18 protein-coding genes are annotated in these 17514 nt (G+C 71.7%); 5 read left to right on the top strand and 13 right to left on the bottom strand.

Translation table 11 applies throughout. From position 1 onward, the window contains the following. Window positions 1-23: 23 nt before the first annotated feature. Entirely contained in the window at window positions 24-2978 is a 2955-nt protein-coding gene (locus JAO84_RS24480) for a UPF0182 family protein (protein ID WP_370416853.1), read from the bottom strand. 144 nt (window positions 2979-3122) lie between these two features. Between JAO84_RS24480 and JAO84_RS24475 the strand changes: the two genes are divergently transcribed. After that, a complete protein-coding gene (locus JAO84_RS24475) occupies window positions 3123-3677 on the top strand; it encodes a PPA1309 family protein (protein ID WP_370414777.1) in 555 nt (184 codons plus the stop codon). Between the two features lie 87 nt (window positions 3678-3764). Here JAO84_RS24475 and JAO84_RS24470 read toward each other — a convergent pair whose 3' ends face one another. From JAO84_RS24470 to JAO84_RS24455, 4 genes are all read right to left on the bottom strand, one after another. Further along, the gene (locus JAO84_RS24470; protein WP_370414776.1) at window positions 3765-4853 is read right to left on the bottom strand and encodes a PDZ domain-containing protein; all 1089 of its coding nucleotides are present in this window, start codon (window positions 4851-4853) and stop codon (window positions 3765-3767) included. A 56-nt stretch (window positions 4854-4909) separates the two neighbouring features. After that, entirely contained in the window at window positions 4910-5146 is a 237-nt protein-coding gene (locus tag JAO84_RS24465) for a hypothetical protein (RefSeq protein WP_370416964.1), read from the bottom strand. Between the two features lie 149 nt (window positions 5147-5295). After that, complete coding sequence (locus tag JAO84_RS24460) at window positions 5296-5784, bottom strand: molybdenum cofactor biosynthesis protein MoaE (protein ID WP_265866601.1); 489 nt, start codon at window positions 5782-5784, stop codon at window positions 5296-5298. A 79-nt stretch (window positions 5785-5863) separates the two neighbouring features. Continuing rightward, on the bottom strand, window positions 5864-6973 hold the full coding sequence (locus JAO84_RS24455; RefSeq protein ID WP_265866602.1) for an SDR family oxidoreductase: 1110 nt from the start codon (window positions 6971-6973) through the stop codon (window positions 5864-5866). Window positions 6974-7205: 232 nt separating this feature from the next. Here JAO84_RS24455 and JAO84_RS24450 point away from each other — a divergent pair, with 232 nt between their 5' ends. Next, window positions 7206-8672, top strand: coding sequence for a zinc-dependent metalloprotease (locus tag JAO84_RS24450; RefSeq protein ID WP_370414775.1), 1467 nt, complete (start codon window positions 7206-7208; stop codon window positions 8670-8672). Continuing rightward, complete coding sequence (locus JAO84_RS24445) at window positions 8669-9193, top strand: NUDIX hydrolase (protein WP_370414774.1); 525 nt, start codon at window positions 8669-8671, stop codon at window positions 9191-9193. Before JAO84_RS24450 ends, JAO84_RS24445 begins: the two co-directional genes overlap by 4 nt. Before the next feature lie 80 nt (window positions 9194-9273). Here the strand turns inward: JAO84_RS24445 and JAO84_RS24440 are convergent, their stop codons facing one another. The 4 genes from JAO84_RS24440 to JAO84_RS24425 all read right to left on the bottom strand — a co-directional run bounded on the left by JAO84_RS24440 (window position 9274) and on the right by JAO84_RS24425 (window position 13170). After that, window positions 9274-10029: an AIM24 family protein gene (locus JAO84_RS24440; RefSeq protein WP_265866605.1), complete on the bottom strand. Its 756-nt coding sequence runs from the start codon at window positions 10027-10029 to the stop codon at window positions 9274-9276. 17 nt (window positions 10030-10046) lie between these two features. Next, a complete protein-coding gene (locus JAO84_RS24435; protein WP_370414773.1) occupies window positions 10047-10727 on the bottom strand; it encodes an AIM24 family protein in 681 nt (226 codons plus the stop codon). Between the two features lie 14 nt (window positions 10728-10741). After that, window positions 10742-12409, bottom strand: coding sequence for a TerD family protein (locus JAO84_RS24430; RefSeq protein WP_370414772.1), 1668 nt, complete (start codon window positions 12407-12409; stop codon window positions 10742-10744). 158 nt (window positions 12410-12567) lie between these two features. After that, a complete protein-coding gene (locus JAO84_RS24425; protein WP_370414771.1) occupies window positions 12568-13170 on the bottom strand; it encodes a M48 family metallopeptidase in 603 nt (200 codons plus the stop codon). A 169-nt stretch (window positions 13171-13339) separates the two neighbouring features. On the opposite strand from JAO84_RS24425, the gene JAO84_RS24420 reads away from it, so the two are divergent. Both JAO84_RS24420 and JAO84_RS24415 read left to right on the top strand, forming a co-directional pair. Beyond that, window positions 13340-14515: a ThiF family adenylyltransferase gene (locus tag JAO84_RS24420; RefSeq protein WP_370414770.1), complete on the top strand. Its 1176-nt coding sequence runs from the start codon at window positions 13340-13342 to the stop codon at window positions 14513-14515. Continuing rightward, window positions 14508-15881, top strand: coding sequence for an ABC1 kinase family protein (locus JAO84_RS24415; RefSeq protein ID WP_370414769.1), 1374 nt, complete (start codon window positions 14508-14510; stop codon window positions 15879-15881). The genes JAO84_RS24420 and JAO84_RS24415 overlap by 8 nt, the downstream gene beginning before the upstream one ends. Window positions 15882-15884: 3 nt before the next feature. On the opposite strand, the gene JAO84_RS24410 is transcribed toward JAO84_RS24415, so the two are convergent. From JAO84_RS24410 to JAO84_RS24395, 4 genes are all read right to left on the bottom strand, one after another. Continuing rightward, a complete protein-coding gene (locus JAO84_RS24410; RefSeq protein WP_265866611.1) occupies window positions 15885-16067 on the bottom strand; it encodes a hypothetical protein in 183 nt (60 codons plus the stop codon). Between the two features lie 110 nt (window positions 16068-16177). Beyond that, the gene (locus JAO84_RS24405) at window positions 16178-16501 is read right to left on the bottom strand and encodes a hypothetical protein (RefSeq protein ID WP_265866612.1); all 324 of its coding nucleotides are present in this window, start codon (window positions 16499-16501) and stop codon (window positions 16178-16180) included. Then, window positions 16498-16866 (bottom strand): WhiB family transcriptional regulator, encoded by a 369-nt coding sequence (locus tag JAO84_RS24400; RefSeq protein ID WP_265866613.1) that lies wholly within the window; start codon window positions 16864-16866, stop codon window positions 16498-16500. The genes JAO84_RS24405 and JAO84_RS24400 overlap by 4 nt, the downstream gene beginning before the upstream one ends. A gap of 175 nt (window positions 16867-17041) precedes the next feature. Continuing rightward, window positions 17042-17389: a hypothetical protein gene (locus tag JAO84_RS24395; RefSeq protein ID WP_370414768.1), complete on the bottom strand. Its 348-nt coding sequence runs from the start codon at window positions 17387-17389 to the stop codon at window positions 17042-17044. Between the last annotated feature and the right edge of the window lie 125 nt (window positions 17390-17514).

Raw genomic sequence — 17514 nt, 5'->3', positions numbered from 1 at the left:
ACGCGAGGTGGGGCCTTGACCGATTATCTGCCGGGTTGGGCCGGCTGACCGGACTGCTCGGGCTTGCCCGGCTGGCCCGGCTGACTGGGCTGGAGCTTCGCTCCGGCGTCGGCCGCGCGCTGGAGGGCGTCCTGCAGGGCCTCCTGGGCCTTGCCGTACGCCGTCCAGTCGCCCTTCTGGAGCGCCGCCTGGCCGTCGTCGTACGCCTTCTGGGCGTCCGCGATGGCCTGCTTGAGGGCGGCGTCGTTGGTCGGCGGAGTCGTCGGCGTCGTCGGGGGCTTGGTGCCGGGCGGCTGGGTGGCCGGCGGCTGGGCGCCCTCGACCCCGAAGACCGCGTTCAGGGCGTCCGTCAGGTTGTCCGCGAACACCGTGGTGTCCGTGGTGGTGTCGCCCTTCGGCTGGTCCGTGTCCACATGGGACACCGCCACCTTCTTCAGGAGCGGGTACTGCCCGGTGCGGCCCTGCGCGTACACCGGCTCCACGTACAGGAAGCCGCCGTCCAGCGGGACCGTGAGCAGGTTGCCGTAGATGATGTCGGAGTCGGCGCCCTTCATGTCACGCACGAAGGTCGCCACCGACGGGAGGCTGTTGAGCTTGTTCTGCACCTGCTGGGGTCCCGGCACGTTCTCGCCGACTCTCAGCAGCCTTATCCGGCCGTAGTCCTTGCTGTTGGCGTCCGCGTCCACCGCCATGAACCCGCCCAGGTTGGGCCGTCCGTTCGGCGTGAACGTCGTCGTCAGCGAGAACTTCTGCGCGGTGTCCCCGGGCATCTTCAGGCTCAGGTAGTACGGCGGGACCGCGTTGCCGTCCTTGCTGGTCGGGTCGTCCGGCACCTGCCAGGCGTCCGAGCCGCTGTAGAACTGCGCCGGGTCCTGCACGTGGTAGCGGGTGAGCAGCTCGCGCTGGACCTTGAACATGTCCTGCGGGTAGCGCAGGTGGGCGAGCAGGTCCGGCTTGATCGCGGAGCGCTCCTTGACCGTGCCGGGGAACGCCTTCATCCAGGTCTTCAGGACCGGGTCCTGGGTGTCCCACTGGTAGAGGTTCACCGTGCCGTCGTAGGCGTCGACGGTGGCCTTCACCGAGTTGCGGATGTAGTTGACCTGGTTCTGCTGGGCGACGACCGCGCGCTGCTGGTTACCGACCGTCAGGGCGTCCGCGGTGCTCTCGCCGAGGGTGGTGCGCGAGGCGTACGGGTAGCCGTTGGTGGTGGTGTAGGCGTCGACGATCCACTGGATCCGGCCGTTGACGACCGCCGGGTAGGCGTCGCCGTCGATGGTCAGCCACGGCGCGACGGCCTCGACCCGCTCCTTGGGGGTGCGGTTGTAGAGGATCCGCGAACCGTCGCCGATGGCCCCCGAGTAGAGGATCTGCGGCTCGCTGAACGCGACCGCGTACGCCGCCCGGTTGAAGGCGCTGAAGAGGCTGACCCCGCTGTCGCCCTGGTAGCTGGTGGTCTTCTCGCCGTTCTCCTCGTAGTCGAGCTCCTTCTGGGGCCCGCCGACGATGGAGTACTGGTCGGTCTTCTCGCCGTAGTAGATGCGCTGCTCGTACTTGGGGAGCATGCCCGTCGTCGGCAGGCCCTGCTCGGTGAAGACCGGGGAGCCGTTGCTGTCCGTCTGGGTGCCGGTCGCCATGATGGCGCCGTAGCCGTGGGTGTAGGTGAAGTGGTCGTTGATCCAGTTCCGCTTCGGGATGCCCTTGATGTTGAGCTCACGGAGACCGACCACGGTGTCCTTGCCCGCGTAGCGGTCGACGTCCAGGGTCAGCGGGAACTGGTAGTACTTCCGCTTCTGCTCCAGCTGCTGGAAGGTCGGCGAGACCACGTTCGGGTCGACCAGGCGATAGCTGGCCGCCGTGTCCGAGTCGGTGCGCAGCTGGTCCTTCGCCTTGACCGTCGACTTGCCCGAGTAGTCCTCGGGCTTGGTGGAGTCGATCGCGTAGGCCTTGCGGGTCGCGTCGATGTTCTTCTGGATGTACGGCGCTTCCTTGGCCTGCTCGTTCGGCTGGACCTGGAACTTCTGCACGATGGCCGGGTACAGGCCGCCGATCAGGATCGCCGAGAGCACCATCAGACCGAAGCCGATCACCGGCAGCTGCCAGGTGCGCCGCCACAGCGTGGCGAAGAACAGCACCGCGCAGATCACGGCGATGCAGAAGAGGATGGTCTTCGCCGGCAGGTACGCGTTGGCGTCCACATAACGCAGACCGGTCCAGTTGCCGGTGGCCTTGAAGTCGCTGGACTTCACCGCCAGGCCGTACCGGTCGAGCCAGTACGCCACGGCCTTCAGCGACACGAACACGCCGAGCAGCACCGAGAGGTGGCCGGTCGCGGCGGCGGTGGCGCGCGCGCCCGGGCTGGTGATCCGCAGCCCGCCGTACAGGTAGTGGGTGAGGGCGGCGGCGATCAGCGAGAGGACGGTGGCCGCGAAGCCGAAGGCGAGCAGGAAGCGGTACCAGGGCAGGTCGAACGCGTAGAACGACACGTCGAGCTGGAACTGCGGGTCCTTCTCGCCGAAGGAGACCCCGTTCACCCACATCAGCCAGGTGCGCCACTGCCCGGAGGCGGAGGCGCCGGCGATCAGGCCGACCAGGGCGGTGACCGCGAGCAGCACCCACTTCTTGAAGGGCGCCAGACCCATCCGGTACCGGTCGAGGCTCTGCTGCTCGAGCGACATCGCGCTCAGCGGCGGCCGCAGCCGGTACGCCAGCCAGATGTTCAGGCCGACGGCCAGCGCCATCAGCAGGCCGAACACCAGGAACAGGCCGATCTTGGTCCACAGGGTGGTGGTGAACACGGACGAGTAGTGGACCGAGCGGAACCACAGCCAGTCCGTCCAGAACCCGGCGAACATCACGAACGCCATGGCGAGGACCGCGAGGACGCCCAGCGTCATCAGCAGCGTACGGGCGCGCCGGGACGGCCGGCCGACTCTGATCCTCGGCCCGGAAGGACCTGTGCCGCCGCCGCGGTCCGGCATCTGGAAAGCCAACGTGCGCCCCTCGAGGTTGATGCGTCGAATGCGTCGATAAGCAGGCTCCGCGATCGTAGAGCCCACTGATGCAACTTACTGAGGCTTTACCTAGTTCCCGTCTTCGGGAGAAGACCAGGCAGGATATTGCTCATGTCCAACGTTTCCCCCTCCGGCCCCCCGATGGCCGCGAGCCCCCTCACCCGCGCGGTGCTCGAGATCGACGAGTACGCCTCGGGTCTCGGCTGGGACCGGCCGGCCCGCCTGTTCGCCCTGGTCGACACCGCGCGGCTGCGCGCCCAGGCGCCCTCGCTCTCCTCCCAGCTGGGCGCCGGCGCCGACCAGACCACCACCTACACGCCGATCGAGCAGGAGGAGCTGCCGAAGGGCAAGCCGCTCGACGAATTCCTCGGCACCATCGCCTGGCCCGAGGGCGTGGCCGGCTGCGCGCTGACGGTGGAGCGGCTGATGCTGCCGCCGTCGGCCGAGTCCCAGGTGCCTCAGGGCATGGGCGAGAAGCAGCTCGCCAAGTGGGTGGCCGCGCATCCGGACCGCCAGGAGGTCCGGATGACGGTCGCCGTGCTGCGGGACGGGGCCCGGGAGGCCGCGATCCGGCTGCGCGAGAAGGACTCGCCGAACGAGGTCCTGACCGGCCCCGACCTGGTGCCGGGGCTCGCGGACGCGCTGGCCGCGACCTTCGAGGGCTGAGGCCGCGGCGGTACGGCCGTACGCGGAAGGGGGCGCCCTGCGGGGCGCCCCCTTCCGTATCGGCTCTTGCTGATCAGCTCCCGGAGATCAGCTCTTGGAGCAGCTGGGCAGCGAGCTCGTGTCGCCCTTGCGGAGCTTCTCCAGCGACTTCGTCGCGTCGTCGATGGTGTCCACCTTGATCAGGGTGAGGCCGGCGGGGGTGTCGGAGGCCGCGGCGGCGCAGTTGTCGGCGGGGGTGAGGAAGTACTGGGCGCCCGCCCGGCGCGCGCCGACCAGCTTCATCTCGATGCCGCCGATCGGGCCGACCGCGCCCTTGTCGTCGATGGTGCCGGTGCCGGCGATGAACTTGCCGTCGGTGAGCGGCCCCGGGGTGAGCTTGTCGACGATGCCGAGCGCGAACATGAGTCCGGCGCTGGGGCCGCCGACGTCGGCCAGCTTGATGTCGATGGTGAACGGGAAGACGTGGTCGGTGCCGGCCTGGATGCCGACGATCGCCCGGTCGCCCTCCTCCGACTTCACGGTCTTGATCACCACCTGCTGGGTGGCGGTGGCCTCCTTGTGGGCCTTCTCCGCGGCGGCGGCCTCCTTGGCCGGGACGATCGTGAAGACCACGTCCTGGCCGGGCTTGCGCTTGGTGACCTGCTTGGCGACGTCGCCGGGCTCCTTGACGGGCGTGCCGTCCACGGCGCGGATCACGTCGCCCGCGTGCAGCTTGCCCTCGGCGGGGGTGCCCTTGACGACGGTGGCGACGACGACCCGGGTGGTGACCGGGATGTTCAGCTCCTTGAGGGCGGCGACCTTGGCGCTCTCCTGGGACTGGCTGAACTCCTCGGCGTTCTCCTGGCTCGACTCCTCCTCGGTCTTGCCGTCCGGGTAGAGGGTGTCGTGCGGGACGATCACGCTGTCGTGGGCCAGCCAGCCGTAGACGGCCTCGACCGCGTTCATCCGGTAGTCCGCGCCGGTGACCCGCACGGTCGTCATGTTGAGGTGACCGGTGGTCGGGTAGGTCTGGCGCCCGGAGATCTGCAGAACCGGTTCTCCGCGGGCTTCACCGAGGGTGTTCACGGTCGGGCCGGGGCTCATCTCCGCGTACGGGACCGGAATGAGGACGCCGACGCAGAGCAGCGTGATCAGGACCAGGGTGGAGGCGAGCATCGTCGCGGTGCGGCGTGGCATGGAACGACAGTACGGGACCGGTCTGTGAGTGCGCCCCTGGGGCAGTCCGTACGTGATCAGCCGGTGGTGGTCACCGGCGCGGCCTCGCGTTCGGGCACCAGCGAAGCGGAGGTGGCGGCGGTCGTGGGGTCGGCGGGGACGGCGTGGGCGCGCTCCATGGCGTCCCGGAACCGTGCGTAGCCCGCGAGCTCGGCGACGTCGCCTATCGTCTTGTTCCTCGAAGCCCAGCTTCCCCATATCGCCGCGCCGACGACGGCGAAAAGCGGAATCAGCAACCAAGCCAGCGCTGCCATCCCGACCTCCCATCCCCAATGGTCCGCAGTGAGTTGATCAGCAGATTATTCATCCGCGGAATCAACGCTCACGCGCGGGGGCCGGTTACGCAAATCGGGGCGTTCGACTACGGGTCGTCGGCGTGGCTCCTTGCACCCGAACCTGCTTCTCAGCAGGCGCCGACCCACTCCTCCGTACCGTCGGAAAACGTCTGGTGCTTCCAGATCGGGACCTCGTGCTTCAGGTCGTCGATCAGCATCCGGCAGGCCTCGAAGGCCTCGCCGCGGTGGGGACAGGAGACGGCGACGACGACCGCGATGTCACCCACACGGAGGTCACCCACCCGGTGGACGGCGGCCAGGGCGCGGACCGGGTGGTTCGCGACGACCTTCTCGGCGACGCGGCGCAGCTCGGCCTCGGCGGTGGGGTGGCAGGAGTAGCCGAGCGCGTCGACGTCGGCGCCTCCGTCGTGGTTGCGCACGGTGCCCACGAAGAGGGTCGTGCCGCCGGCCGCGTCGTCGCCGACCGCGCGGAAGACCTCGTCGAGCGAGAGCGGGACGTCCCGGATCGCGAGGAGCTTGATCGGGTCGTCCGCGACGCGCTCACCGGGGTGGTCGGGGCGGTCGCCGGCGTGGGTGTGGGCGTGCGTGTCTGCCATGCCCTCCATCGTGCCGTACGCCGCCGACAGCGCGGAATAGCGTTTTCGACCGGCGGGCCGGACCCTCCGTAGGAGGGTCCTACAGGCCGCGCCGCTTCCGCATCTGCCGCACCAGGGCCGCCGTGCCGAGCAGCGCCACCGTCGCACCGGCCGCGCCCGCCGCCGTCGCGTCCTTGCGGCCGAGCCGGCGCCCGGCGACCGTGTGCCGGCCCTGCACCTCCTCCAGGAGCGCGGCCAGCACCTCCTCGTTGGTCCACTGCGGCCGCCAGCCCGCGTCGTGCAGGCGTCCGACGCTGACCACCCAGGGGTGCATGGTGTACGCGAGGTCGCCCGCCGGGGACGGGGTGAGGCCGATCCGGTGCAGCCGGGCCGCCGCGCCCAGGGCGACCGCCGAGGGCAGCTCCATGCGCCGGATGCCGGACAGCTCCTCGACCTCCTCCTGCTCCAGCCAGCCGTCGCAGCCGACCGCGAACTCGCCGTCGACCTTCTCCAGGGCCGCGTACTCGAGCGCGCTGACCAGGTCGTCGACGTGGCAGAACTGCCAGGTGGGACGCGATCCGGCGACGACGAGCAGCCGGGGCGACTCGAAGTAGCGGGTGAGCGCCGTGTCCGTACCGCCGACCAGGACCGCCGGGCGGACCACGGTCACCTGGAGCCCGGGGTGGGCGCGCGGGGCGCGCCGGGCGAGCCGCTCGATCTCCAGGAGGTCGCCGACGCCGGTGGCCTCGGCGGTGGCCCGCAGCTCGGCGTCCTCGGAGAGCGGGATGTCGTTGTCGGGCAGCGCGCCGTAGACCATCGCCGAGGTGCACAGCACCACCCGGTGCACGCCGGCCGCCGCCGCGGCGGTGAGCACGGTCTGGGTGCCGCGCACGTTGTACGCGGTGCGCGCGGCCGGGTCGGTCTCCAGGTCGAGGTCGACCGCGAGGTGCACGACCACGTCCGCGCCGCGCAGCTTCTCGGCGATGGCCGGATCGCGTACGTCGAGGATGTGCCACTGCGCCTCGGACACCTCGCCGCGGCGCTCGTCGATCGCGATGACCTGCTTGACCTCCTCGGACGCGGCGAGGCGCCGGGTCAGCAGGTCACCGATGCCGGCCGCGGCACCGGTGACCGCGACGACGGGGCCGCGCGCGGCGGACCGGGTTGAGGGGTTTCGCGCTCCGCGAACCTGAGGATCTGGGGAACTCACCGGGCGTCTCCAGCGGTTGTCTTCAGTACGTACCCGAATGACGCGTACGTACCAGGTGGCGTCCATCCTGCCCCAGGCCACGGCCCGGCGGAGCACCGAGCCCGGATCCGGTGCGGATGTCGGGGCGCGGACGCGCCGGTCGGCCCGGTCCGAGCGGCGAGCCAGCGCCTACGCTGGTGGTGAGAGTCCGCCGTCGGCAGCACGCCGGCGGCCCTACGAGCCGAGGAAACCTGTGAGCGACACCCCATTCGGATTCGGCCTTCCGCCGGAGGAGCCGGACGACGGCGACGAGGGCAAGAAGAAGGACCCCGCCGGAGGTGGCCAGGGGTCCGGTGGCCAGGGCGGGGGCAACCCGTTCGGCTTCGGCGGGCTGCCCGGCATGGGCGGGCCGGGCGGCGCGGACAATCCGTTCGCGGCGATGTTCGGTTCGCTGAACCCCCAGGACCTGGGGGCGGCCTTCCAGCAGCTCGGCCAGATGCTGAGTTACGAGGGCGGGCCGGTCAACTGGGACATGGCCAAGCAGATCGCCCGCCAGGTCGTGGCGCAGGGAACCCCGGACGGCACCAAGGACGCGAGCGTCGGCCCCGCCGAGAAGGCGGCGGTCGAGGAGGCGGTGCGCCTCGCCGACCTGTGGCTGGACCAGGCGACCTCGCTGCCCTCGGGCGCGAGCACGGCGGTGGCGTGGAGCCGCGCCGAGTGGGTCGAGGCGACCCTGCCGGCCTGGAAGCAGCTGGTGGACCCGGTCGCCGAGCGGGTCGGCGCGGCGATGGGCGATGTGCTGCCGCAGGAGATGCAGGCCATGGCGGGCCCGCTGATCGGCATGATGCGCTCGATGGGCGGCGCCATGTTCGGCCAGCAGATCGGCCAGGCCGTGGGCGTGCTCGCGGGCGAGGTCGTCGGCTCGACCGATGTCGGCCTGCCGCTGGGCCCGGCCGGCAAGGCGGCGCTGCTGCCGCTGAACGTCGCGGCCTTCGGCAAGGACCTGGGCGTCCCCCAGGACGAGGTCCGGCTCTATCTGGCCCTGCGCGAGGCGGCCCACCAGCGGCTCTTCGCGCATGTGCCGTGGCTGCGCTCGCATCTGTTCGGCGCGGTCGAGGGCTATGCCCGCGGGATCAAGGTCGACACCTCCAAGCTGGAGGAGGCGGTGGGCCAGCTCGACCCGACCCACCCCGAGCAGCTGCAGGAGGCGCTCCAGCAGGGCATGTTCCAGCCCGAGGACACCCCCGAGCAGAAGGCCGCGCTCGCCCGTCTGGAGACGGCGCTTGCGCTGGTCGAGGGCTGGGTGGACGCGGTGGTGCACGAGGCCGCGAAGACCCGGCTGACCTCGGCGGACGCGCTGCGCGAGACGCTGCGCCGGCGCCGGGCGACCGGTGGACCCGCCGAGCAGACCTTCGCCACCCTGATCGGCCTCGAACTGCGTCCGCGCCGGCTGCGGGACGCCTCGCGGCTGTGGGCCTCGCTCACCGACGCGCGCGGTGTGGACGGCCGGGACGGCCTGTGGGAGCACCCGGACATGCTGCCGACGGCGTCCGACCTGGACGACCCGGACGGCTTCGTCCACCGCGAGCAGCTGGACTTCTCCGAGCTGGACAAGATGCTGGGCGAGGCGGCCCGGGGCCGCACCCAGGACGCGGGCCAGGACGACGGCGACGGCAACGGCAACGGCACGAACGACGGCAAGGACGAGACCGAGAAGTGAGCCTGTACGACGACGCGGTCCTGGTGCTCAAGGAGTACGCGGACCAGCCGGAGCTGCGTGACGTCTATCTGGAGCACCTCGCGGCGCACGGTGAGGGCGGCATGTACAAGCCGTCCTCGGCCGGGCACGTGACGGCGAGCGCCCTGGTGATCGACCCCGAGCGGGGCCGGGTCCTCCTCACCCTGCACAAGAAGCTGAACATGTGGCTGCAGATGGGCGGGCACTGCGAGCAGGAGGACGCGACGGTCGCGGCGGCGGCGCTGCGCGAGGGCACCGAGGAGTCCGGCATCGCGGGCCTGACGCTGCTGCCGGGCGGCCCGGTGCGCCTCGACCGGCATTCGATTCCGGCGCCGTGCAACTGGCACCTGGACGTGCAGTACGCGGCGATCGCCCCGGCCGGGGCGGCGGCGGAGATCAGCGACGAGTCGCTGGACCTGCGCTGGTTCGCGTACGACGAGGTGGCCGGCGTGGCGGACACCTCGGTGGTGCGTCTGATGGAGAACACGCTGAAGCGCCTCTGAGCGGTGCAGCGGTAAGGGGCGGTCGCCGTGGCGACCGCCCCTTACGCGTGCCCCGTGGGGCGCTGCCTCAGTTCCAGGTGTCAGTTCCAGGCGTTGTTCTGGTTCTGCGCGTGCGCGCCGTGCTGGCCGACGCCGTACTGGGCGGCGATGCCCTGCCCGATCCCGGCGTTCTGCGGCGGCATGACCTCGCTCGGCTGCACCAGGGCGAAGCCCTGGCCGAGGAAGCTGAGCTCCCAGCCCTCGCCGGTGTTGCCCCGGCGCTGACGGACGCCCGAGTTGTGCGTCTGGGCCTGCATCTGCACCCGGAGCCCGGTGGACCAGGCGACGATCGCGTCGGCGTCGGCGCTCACGTACTTGTCGGGCGTCACCTGCATCATCAGCGGCTGGCCGGAGGTCATCAGGGCGACCTTGCCGCGGCCGGTGATGTTCAGCTGGTACTTGCCGGTGCCGGACACCCCGTACTGGCTGTCCACCGCGATGACCTCGGTGTGCAGGGTCGAGTCGAGCGCGAGCACATAGGCGCTGTCGACGGTCAGACCCTCGTGGTCCACGTCCACGACGTGGATGTACTGCGCCAGGTTGGCGAAGTAGACCGTGCCCTGCCCGGAGCAGCGCATCAGGTCGAGGCCCTCACCGGTGCGGGCGCGGGCCCGGCGCTGGTTGGACGTCTGGTACTCGCCGTCGAAGTCGACCAGGCCCTGGTAGGCGACCATCGCGCCCTTACGGGCCAGGATGTCGTCCTGGCCGGTCAGGGAGACCCGCAGCATCTGCGGGTTCTGCACGACGTAGCGCTCCTGGCTCTGCTGCTCGGCGTGGTTGAAAAGCGGGCTCTGCATCTGTCTCTCGCTCCCCCTCAGCCCCGGACCCGGAGCCGGTCGCTGCTGTCCTCGCTCGGCTGTACGACGACGATGCCCTGGCCCGAGAAGGCCATCTGGAACGCCTCGCCACTGCCCCGGCCGATCAGGGAGGAGGCCTTGAAGCTGCGCTTGCCCTTCACCTTGAGCGCGGGCGACCAGGCGACCAGGGCGTCCGGGTCGACGTAGGTCTCGTCCTCGCCGCGGCCGCAGTCGACGACGACCGGCGTGCCGCGCGAGGTGATGGCGACCCAGCCGGTGCCCGCGAGCTCGACGTTGAACAGGCCCTGTCCGGCGAACTTCGCCAGGCCCTTGACCCGCTCGACGCCCCACTGGAGGTGCGCGTCGAAGGCGAGCAGGTTGGTGCCGTTCACGGAGAGCGAGTCGTTGTTGAGGTTGATGACGACCACGTCGGCGCCGTAGTCGGCGAGGTAGAGCAGGCCGTCGCCGGTGCACTTCATGATCGGCGCGCCCTCGCCGGTGATCCACTGCTGGGCGACCTGCCGGACGGCCGGCGGGTTGGGCTCGTAGCTGATGAAGCCCTCGTAGGCGACCATCGAGCCGGTGCGCGCGTACAGGTCCTGGCCGGTGGCCATGGCGACCTTGAGCATGGCGCGGCCGTGGTTCTCCATCCGGGCCGCGATCGGGGTCGGGGCGTAGCCCGCGAGTTGCTGGTTCATGGTTCCGGGCTCCCTCAGACCTCGTAGGGCTGGACGACGATGAAGTTGCCGGGGGCGCCCCGGAACTGGAGGTTCACGGTCTCCCCGCTGTGTCCGGGGTAGGCGTTGCGGCGCAGCCGGACCTGGCTGGACAGGATGACCTGGGACGCGGCCGACCAGGCGACGACGGCGTTGCAGTCGGCGAAGGTGGTCGGGGTGACGGGCAGCACCACGGGCGTGCCGTGGGTCTTCACGACGACCGTGCCGGTGCCCTGGAACTGCATGGTGAACAGCGCGCCGCCGGGGATGCCGTGGCCCTCGATGCGCCGCACCTCGTACTGCAGCGACTCGTCGAAGGCGAGCACGTTCTCGGCGGAGACGCAGATGCCGTCGCCCTGGAGCTCGATCGGGTGCAGGTGCGCGCCGTTCTCGGCGAGGAAGACCTGGCCGCGTCCGGTGCAGCGCATCAGCTGCATCTCCTGGCCGGTGGCGTTGCCGACGATGCGGCCGGCGAAGCCGGCGCCCTTGTAGGAGAAGTCGACCTTGCCCTGGTACATGACCATGGAGCCCTGGCGGGCGAGGACGGGCGTGCCGCCCATGGCGAGGTCGACCCGCATGAGCTGCTGGTTCTGCGGGGTCCAGCGGACGCCGGTCGCGTTCTCCTTGAACGGCGCGAGCGCGGCGGCGAGCCCGGCGCCGGCGGCCGGCGCGCCCTGGGGCACGCCCTGCTGCGGGAACTGGCCGGGGGCCTGACCGGGGACCTGGCCGAACTGCGGCTGCTGCTGGCCGTACGGGGCCGGGGCCTGCTGTCCGTACGGGGCGGGCGCGGGCTGTCCGTACGGTGCGGGCGCGCCGTGCGGCGGCGTCTGGCCCGGAACCTGGCCGAACTGCGGGGGCTGCGGGGGCTGTCCGTACGGCGCGGGGGCCGGCGCGGGCGCGGGCGGCGGGGTGGGCGCCTGGGGCGTCATGGGGCCGACCATCGTCGGCGCGGAGTGCACCGGCGCGGGCGCGGGCGGCGGCGTCGGAGCGGCCGGGGCACCGAAGGCCGGGGCGGGAGCGGGGGCCGGGGCCGGGGCGGCGGGGGCGCCGAAGGCGGGCGGCGCGGCGGCCTGGGCCGGCGGCGCGAAGCCGGGGGCGGCACCCTGCGGCGCCGGCGGCTGCGCGGCGGGCTCCTCCTCGGCGACCTCGCCGCCGAAGTTCTTCAGGAGCGCTTCCAGACCGCCGTCGAAGCCCTGGCCGACGGCGGCGAACCGCCACACGTCCTTCAGGTAGAAGTCGCCGAGCATGACGGCGCGCTCGGTGGAGAACTCCGCGCCGTCGAAGGCGTAGCGGGCCACCTCCTCGCCGCCCGCGACGATCCGGATCCAGCCGGGCCCGACCTGCGACATCTGCCCGGCGCCGTCGATGGTCGCGGTGAAGGACAGCTTCTGGATCTGCGCCGGGATCCGGTCGAGCGTCACCCGGAAGGATTCCGTGTCACCGGACTGCGCGCCGAGCAGCTGGATGGACTCCTCGGGCGACTTGGGCTGGTTGAAGAAGACGAAATAGCGGTCGTCCGAGAGCCGCTCGTCGGCGTCCAGACCGAAACAGCTGATGTCGAAGCTCAGGCCGGGCCCCGCGATCTGCACGCCCACGTACAGATCGGTTCCCGCCGTGAGATCGCTGATCTTGGCCTTGTGGCCGCGTTGGAATTCCCTGGCCATGAGTGACGACCGTCCCCCATCCGATTACGACGATTGCGTCGCGCCAGGCTAACGGGTGGCCGGGACATCGCGGCAGGGCCGTGCCCGTTCGGTACAGAACCGGAGCACACGGCTACGGAGCGGAACAGGCCGCCACGGAGCGGAGCACGCCCCCGCGGTCACTCCTCGCGGTCGCCCTCGCGGTCGCCCTCGCTGGCGGTGTCCGGTCGGTGCGGCAGCCGTGCGGCGGCGGCCACGCCCTCCAGATAGCCGCGGGCCCGCTCGGTGCGCGGGTAGGCGTCCAGGAGGCGCCAGAAGCGCGGGCCGTGGCCGGGCACGAGCAGATGGGCCAGCTCGTGGCAGAGCACGTAGTCGACGACGTACTCGGGCATGCCCTGGAGCCGGTGGGAGAGCCGGATGCTGCCCTCGGAGGGGGTGCAGGAGCCCCAGCGGGTGTTCTGGTTGGTGACCCAGCGCACCGAGGTGGGGCGGGCCCGGCCGCCGAAGTACTGCTCGGACAGTTGTGCGGCGCGCTCGGTCAGCGCGCCGTCGCCGAGCACCCGCTTGCTCTCCTGCGCGGCCAGCTTGTCCAGCATCACGGTGACCCAGCGCTTCTCCTCCGCCTCCGACATGCGGGCGGGGATGAGCACGACGGTCCGGTCGCCCTCGCGGTAGGCGGAGACCGTTCTGCTCCGGCGGGAGCTTCTGCGCACCTCGACCGCGCTCGTCCCCGAGCCGCGGGGCGGTCTGCTTGTCACGCTGGGCTGTGGGTCGGCCGGCACGGCCCCGACGTTACCCGTATGCGGCGGCGGAAGTCCCGCACCGCCGCATTCGAATGATTAATGCCTCAGCCCTGTGGACAACTTTCCGCACCGGTCGCCCGGACCGGGCAACCTGACCGTGGAAGTGATGACCGGGGAAGCGATGACCGGGGACGACGGGGGTTGACCGATGCATCCGATGGTGAAGCCGGCGCTGCGGCGCGCCTGGCGCGACATGCAGTCCGTGCAGTTCGGGGTGACGCCCGCGCACGCGGTGGTCCTGGGGCCGATGGACCTCACGACCGGCAGCCTGCTCGGGCTGCTCGACGGGACGCGGGGCCTGGAGCTGCTGCGGGCCGAGGCGGCCGCGCTCGGTCTGCCGGAGGGGCGTCTTGACGCGCTGCTCGGCCGGCTCGCCGCCGCCGGGCTGATCGCCGACGCGGCGGTGCGGGGCGACTCCGGACAGGAGCTGGATCCGGTGCGCGCGGACCTGGCCTCGCTGTCGGTGGTCCACCCGGCGCCGGACGGGGCGGCGCGCACACTGGCGGCGCGGCGGGCGGCGCGGGTGCAGGTGCGCGGTGCGGGACGGGTGGGTGCGGCGGTCGCGGCGCTGCTTTCGGCGGCCGGGGTCGGCGGGGTCGAGGTGCTGGACCGGGGCACGGTCCCGCCGTGGGAGGTCGCGCCGGGCGGGCTGCCGGCCGAGGCGGTCGGCGAGCGCCGGACGGTGGCGGCGCGACGCCTGGTGGGCCGGTCGGCGCCGGGCGGGCGGCTGCCGCGGGGCGCGCCCGGCGGGCCGGGTGACGGGAGCGGGGAGCCGGGGCTCGCGCTCGTGGTGGTGACCCCGCGGGACGGTCTCGGCGCCTATGTGCCGGACCCGCTGCCGGCGGAGGCCTGGCTGGCCACCGGGACCCCGCATCTGTACGCGGGGGTGCTCGAAGCCACCGGTGTGGTGGGCCCGTTGGTGCTGCCGGGCGGCACGGCCTGCGCGGGCTGCATGCAGCGGGAGCGGACCGACCGGGAGCCGGTGTGGCCGCGGCTGCCGGCGCAGTGGCGCTCGGGTCCGCCGCATGCCCTGCCGGCCTGTGACGTGACGCTCGCGGCGGCGGTCGCGGGGCTGGCCGCCGCGCACGCCCTGGCCTTCCTGGACGGGGATCTGCCGGCGAGCACCGGGGCGCGCTGGGAGGTGTCGCTGCCGCTGCTCGAGTGGCGCTCGGCGCCGGTCCGGGCGCACCCGGCGTGTCCGTGCGGGGCGCGTCGCGGCGTCGAGGGGGAGCATGCGACCGCGCCCCGAGCGGTGCACGACACAATGGCGGGGCAGGGTTCCCGAGCGGCACGGCAGTCTGGGACTTGGAGGGCGCATGTCTGATCTTCCCCGGAAGGCGGTCACCCGGACCGCCAAGTTGGCCGCGTTGCCCCTGGGCTTCGCCGGCCGGGCCACCTGGGGCCTGGGAAAGCGGATCGGGGGGAAGTCCGCGGAGATCGTGGCGCGGGAGCTGCAGCAGCGGACGGCCGATCAGCTGTTCAAGGTCCTGGGCGAGTTGAAGGGCGGTGCCATGAAGCTCGGGCAGGCGCTGTCCGTCTTCGAGTCGGCGCTGCCGGAGGAGGTCGCCGGGCCCTACCGGGCGGCGCTCACCAAGCTGCAGGACGCGGCGCCGCCGATGCCGACCCGGACCGTGCACGCGGTGCTCGAGGAGCGGCTGGGCGAGGGCTGGCGGGAGCTGTTCGAGGAGTTCGAGGACAAGCCGGCGGCGGCCGCGTCGATCGGACAGGTGCACCGGGCGGTGTGGCACGACGGCCGCGAGGTCGCGGTGAAGGTGCAGTACCCGGGCGCCGGGGAGGCGCTGCTCTCGGACCTCACCCAGCTGAGCCGGTTCGCCCGGCTGCTCGGCCCGCTGATCCCCGGCCTGGACATCAAGCCGCTGATCACGGAGATGCGGGACCGGGTCTCGGAGGAGCTGGACTACGGTCTGGAGGCCGAGGCGCAGCGGGCGCACGCGGCGGTGTTCGCCGACGACCCGGACGTGGTGGTGCCGGCGGTGGTGCACCAGTCGGAGCAGGTGCTGATCACCGAGTGGATGGACGGCGTGCCGCTGTCGGAGGTGATCGCGGACGGCACGGCGGAGCAGCGCGACCGGGCCGGTCAGCTGCTCGCCCGGTTCCTGTTCTCGGGCCCGGCGCGCACCGGGCTGCTGCACGCGGATCCGCACCCGGGGAACTTCCGGCTGCTGCCCGGCCCGGCGGGCGAGGGCGGAGCAGGGGACGGGGGCGGAGCCGGGGACGCCGGGTCGTGGCGGCTCGGGGTGCTCGACTTCGGCACGGTGGACCGGCTGCCGGGCGGGCTGCCGGAGACCATCGGCACCTGTCTGCGGATGACCCTCGCGGGCGAGGCCGAGGAGGTCTACGGGCTGCTGCGGGCGGAGGGCTTCGTGAAGGAGTCCGTGGCGCTCGACCCGGACGCGGTCCTGGAGTACCTGCTGCCGATCATCGAGCCGGCCGAGGTGGAAGCCTTCGGGTTCACCCGCGGCTGGATGCGCGCGCAGGCGGCCCGGATCGCCGACCCCCGCTCCCCCGCCCACCAGTTGGGCAAGCAGCTGAATCTGCCGCCCTCGTATCTGCTGATACACCGTGTGACGTTGAGCACGATCGGGGTGCTGTGCCAGCTGGGCGCGACGGTGCGGCTGCGGGACGAACTCGCGGAGTGGCTTCCCGGCTTCGTCGCCGCGGAGGGGTAGCGCTCACCACCAGGAGGAGTCGAGGCGTCCCTCGATGGCCCTGATGTTGGCGCGGGCGCAGTCCTCGCAGAAGTACTGGCGGGTGCCGTTCTCCACCGAGCAGGTCCAGGTGACGGGCAGCTCCGGGGCGGTCTTGCCGCAGCGGGCGCAGACGACGGGGGGCTTCTTCGTAGGGGCGTCGTTCACCTTGGTGACGATAACCCGAGGAGGGCCCGCCGGCAGGGCAACGCACCGCGGGGGCCGGTCCGTTCGGACCGGCCCCCGCGGGGTCAGGGTCTGCCTGGCTCTTCAGGTCGTCAGTGCATGACGGCCATGGCGAGCGCGCGGCGGGCGCGCAGCGAGACGCGCTCGGCGCGCCGCTGCATCCGCCGGGCGGCGACCAGGCGCACGGCCTGGCGTTCCGCCTCGGCTTCACGCCGCCTGTCGTGCATATGGGCACGGGCCAGGGCTTCTGGGATGAGTTGCATCTCACGGGTCCTGTTCTGGCGCGAGCGGTTCGCGCCGCTGATCGAAACGTCTGGGGTCGCGGAGCCGGAGGGCTCGTGGGCGGACGAGGTCATCGGGGCCTGCTTCTGGGGATCGTGCGTGAGGGGGCGGTCGATGGTTCCGGAGACGTTCATGCCGCGACCGGGTTCTTGCGCGGACGGCCACGGGGCCGCTTGCGGGCGACGACCACACCCTGGACGAAGAGTTCCCCACCCCAGACGCCCCAGGGCTCGCGACGCTCCTGGGCACCCGCCAGGCAGGCCGCCACGAGCGGGCAGGTCTTGCAGAGGGACTTGGCGTACTCGACGTCGGCCGGGGACTCGGCGAAGAAGACCTCGGGGTCGTAGGAACGGCACGGGACGGGCACGCCGAGGTTCTCGATGGCGTCGTCGAGCGCGGTGAGCGTGGTGAGCGGGGTCAAGGCGGAGTCCTTCGTGAGGCCGGGCGGGGGGATCGTTTCGGAAGGCGGTACGGACGGGGCGTGCGCTTCGAGTTGCACGGGTCTGACTTCCTCGTCTGGTCGTTCCGGCCTGGTGGGCCGGGGTTTCGGCTGGTACCGGGTGTTGCTGGTCCCGAGGCCCCCTCGCTCCGTCGTCCCCGTTCGGGGACAAACAGAAGGGCCGCGGATCCCTGATGGGGTTCCGCGGCCCTGAAGGCGCCGGCCTGATCGTCGATCAGGCTGGATCACTCCAGGGTTCGAGCCCACGGAAGGCCCACATCGTGTGGTGGTGCTGCGTCGTCGTCCGCTGAATGCCGGCACCAGTTGCGGCGAAGCCATAGGCAGCGGCCTTGGCCTTGCCCACCACTCCTGCTTCCAGTGCCTTGGTCGGTCGCTCAGCGCCCTCAAGTCGATCCATCAGCAGGCTGTTGGGCATGCCGAGGGACAGACCGGCTCCGGACAGACCGGTGCCAAAGGCGGCGGGCGAGGCAAAGGCGGTGAGGCCGAGCGGGCAGGCGGAGGCGACGACCGAGAGATCGGTCATTTTGGCGGTGCTGGTCTTGATGTTGGTGATGCTGATCACTGGAATCGCCTCCTCTCGGCGTCTCGGAGGGCTCGGGGTGAGCCGGACCCTCATGTTTATTTGGACAAGTACAGCACGAAGACAGGGCTTCAAAGAAGCCGCTGTGTCGTGGTTAAGAACCTATG

The organism is Streptomyces fradiae, assembly GCF_041270065.1.
In the GTDB taxonomy this organism is placed as follows: Bacteria; Actinomycetota; Actinomycetes; order Streptomycetales; family Streptomycetaceae; genus Streptomyces.
This window is presented reverse-complemented; position numbering and strand designations above follow the sequence as displayed.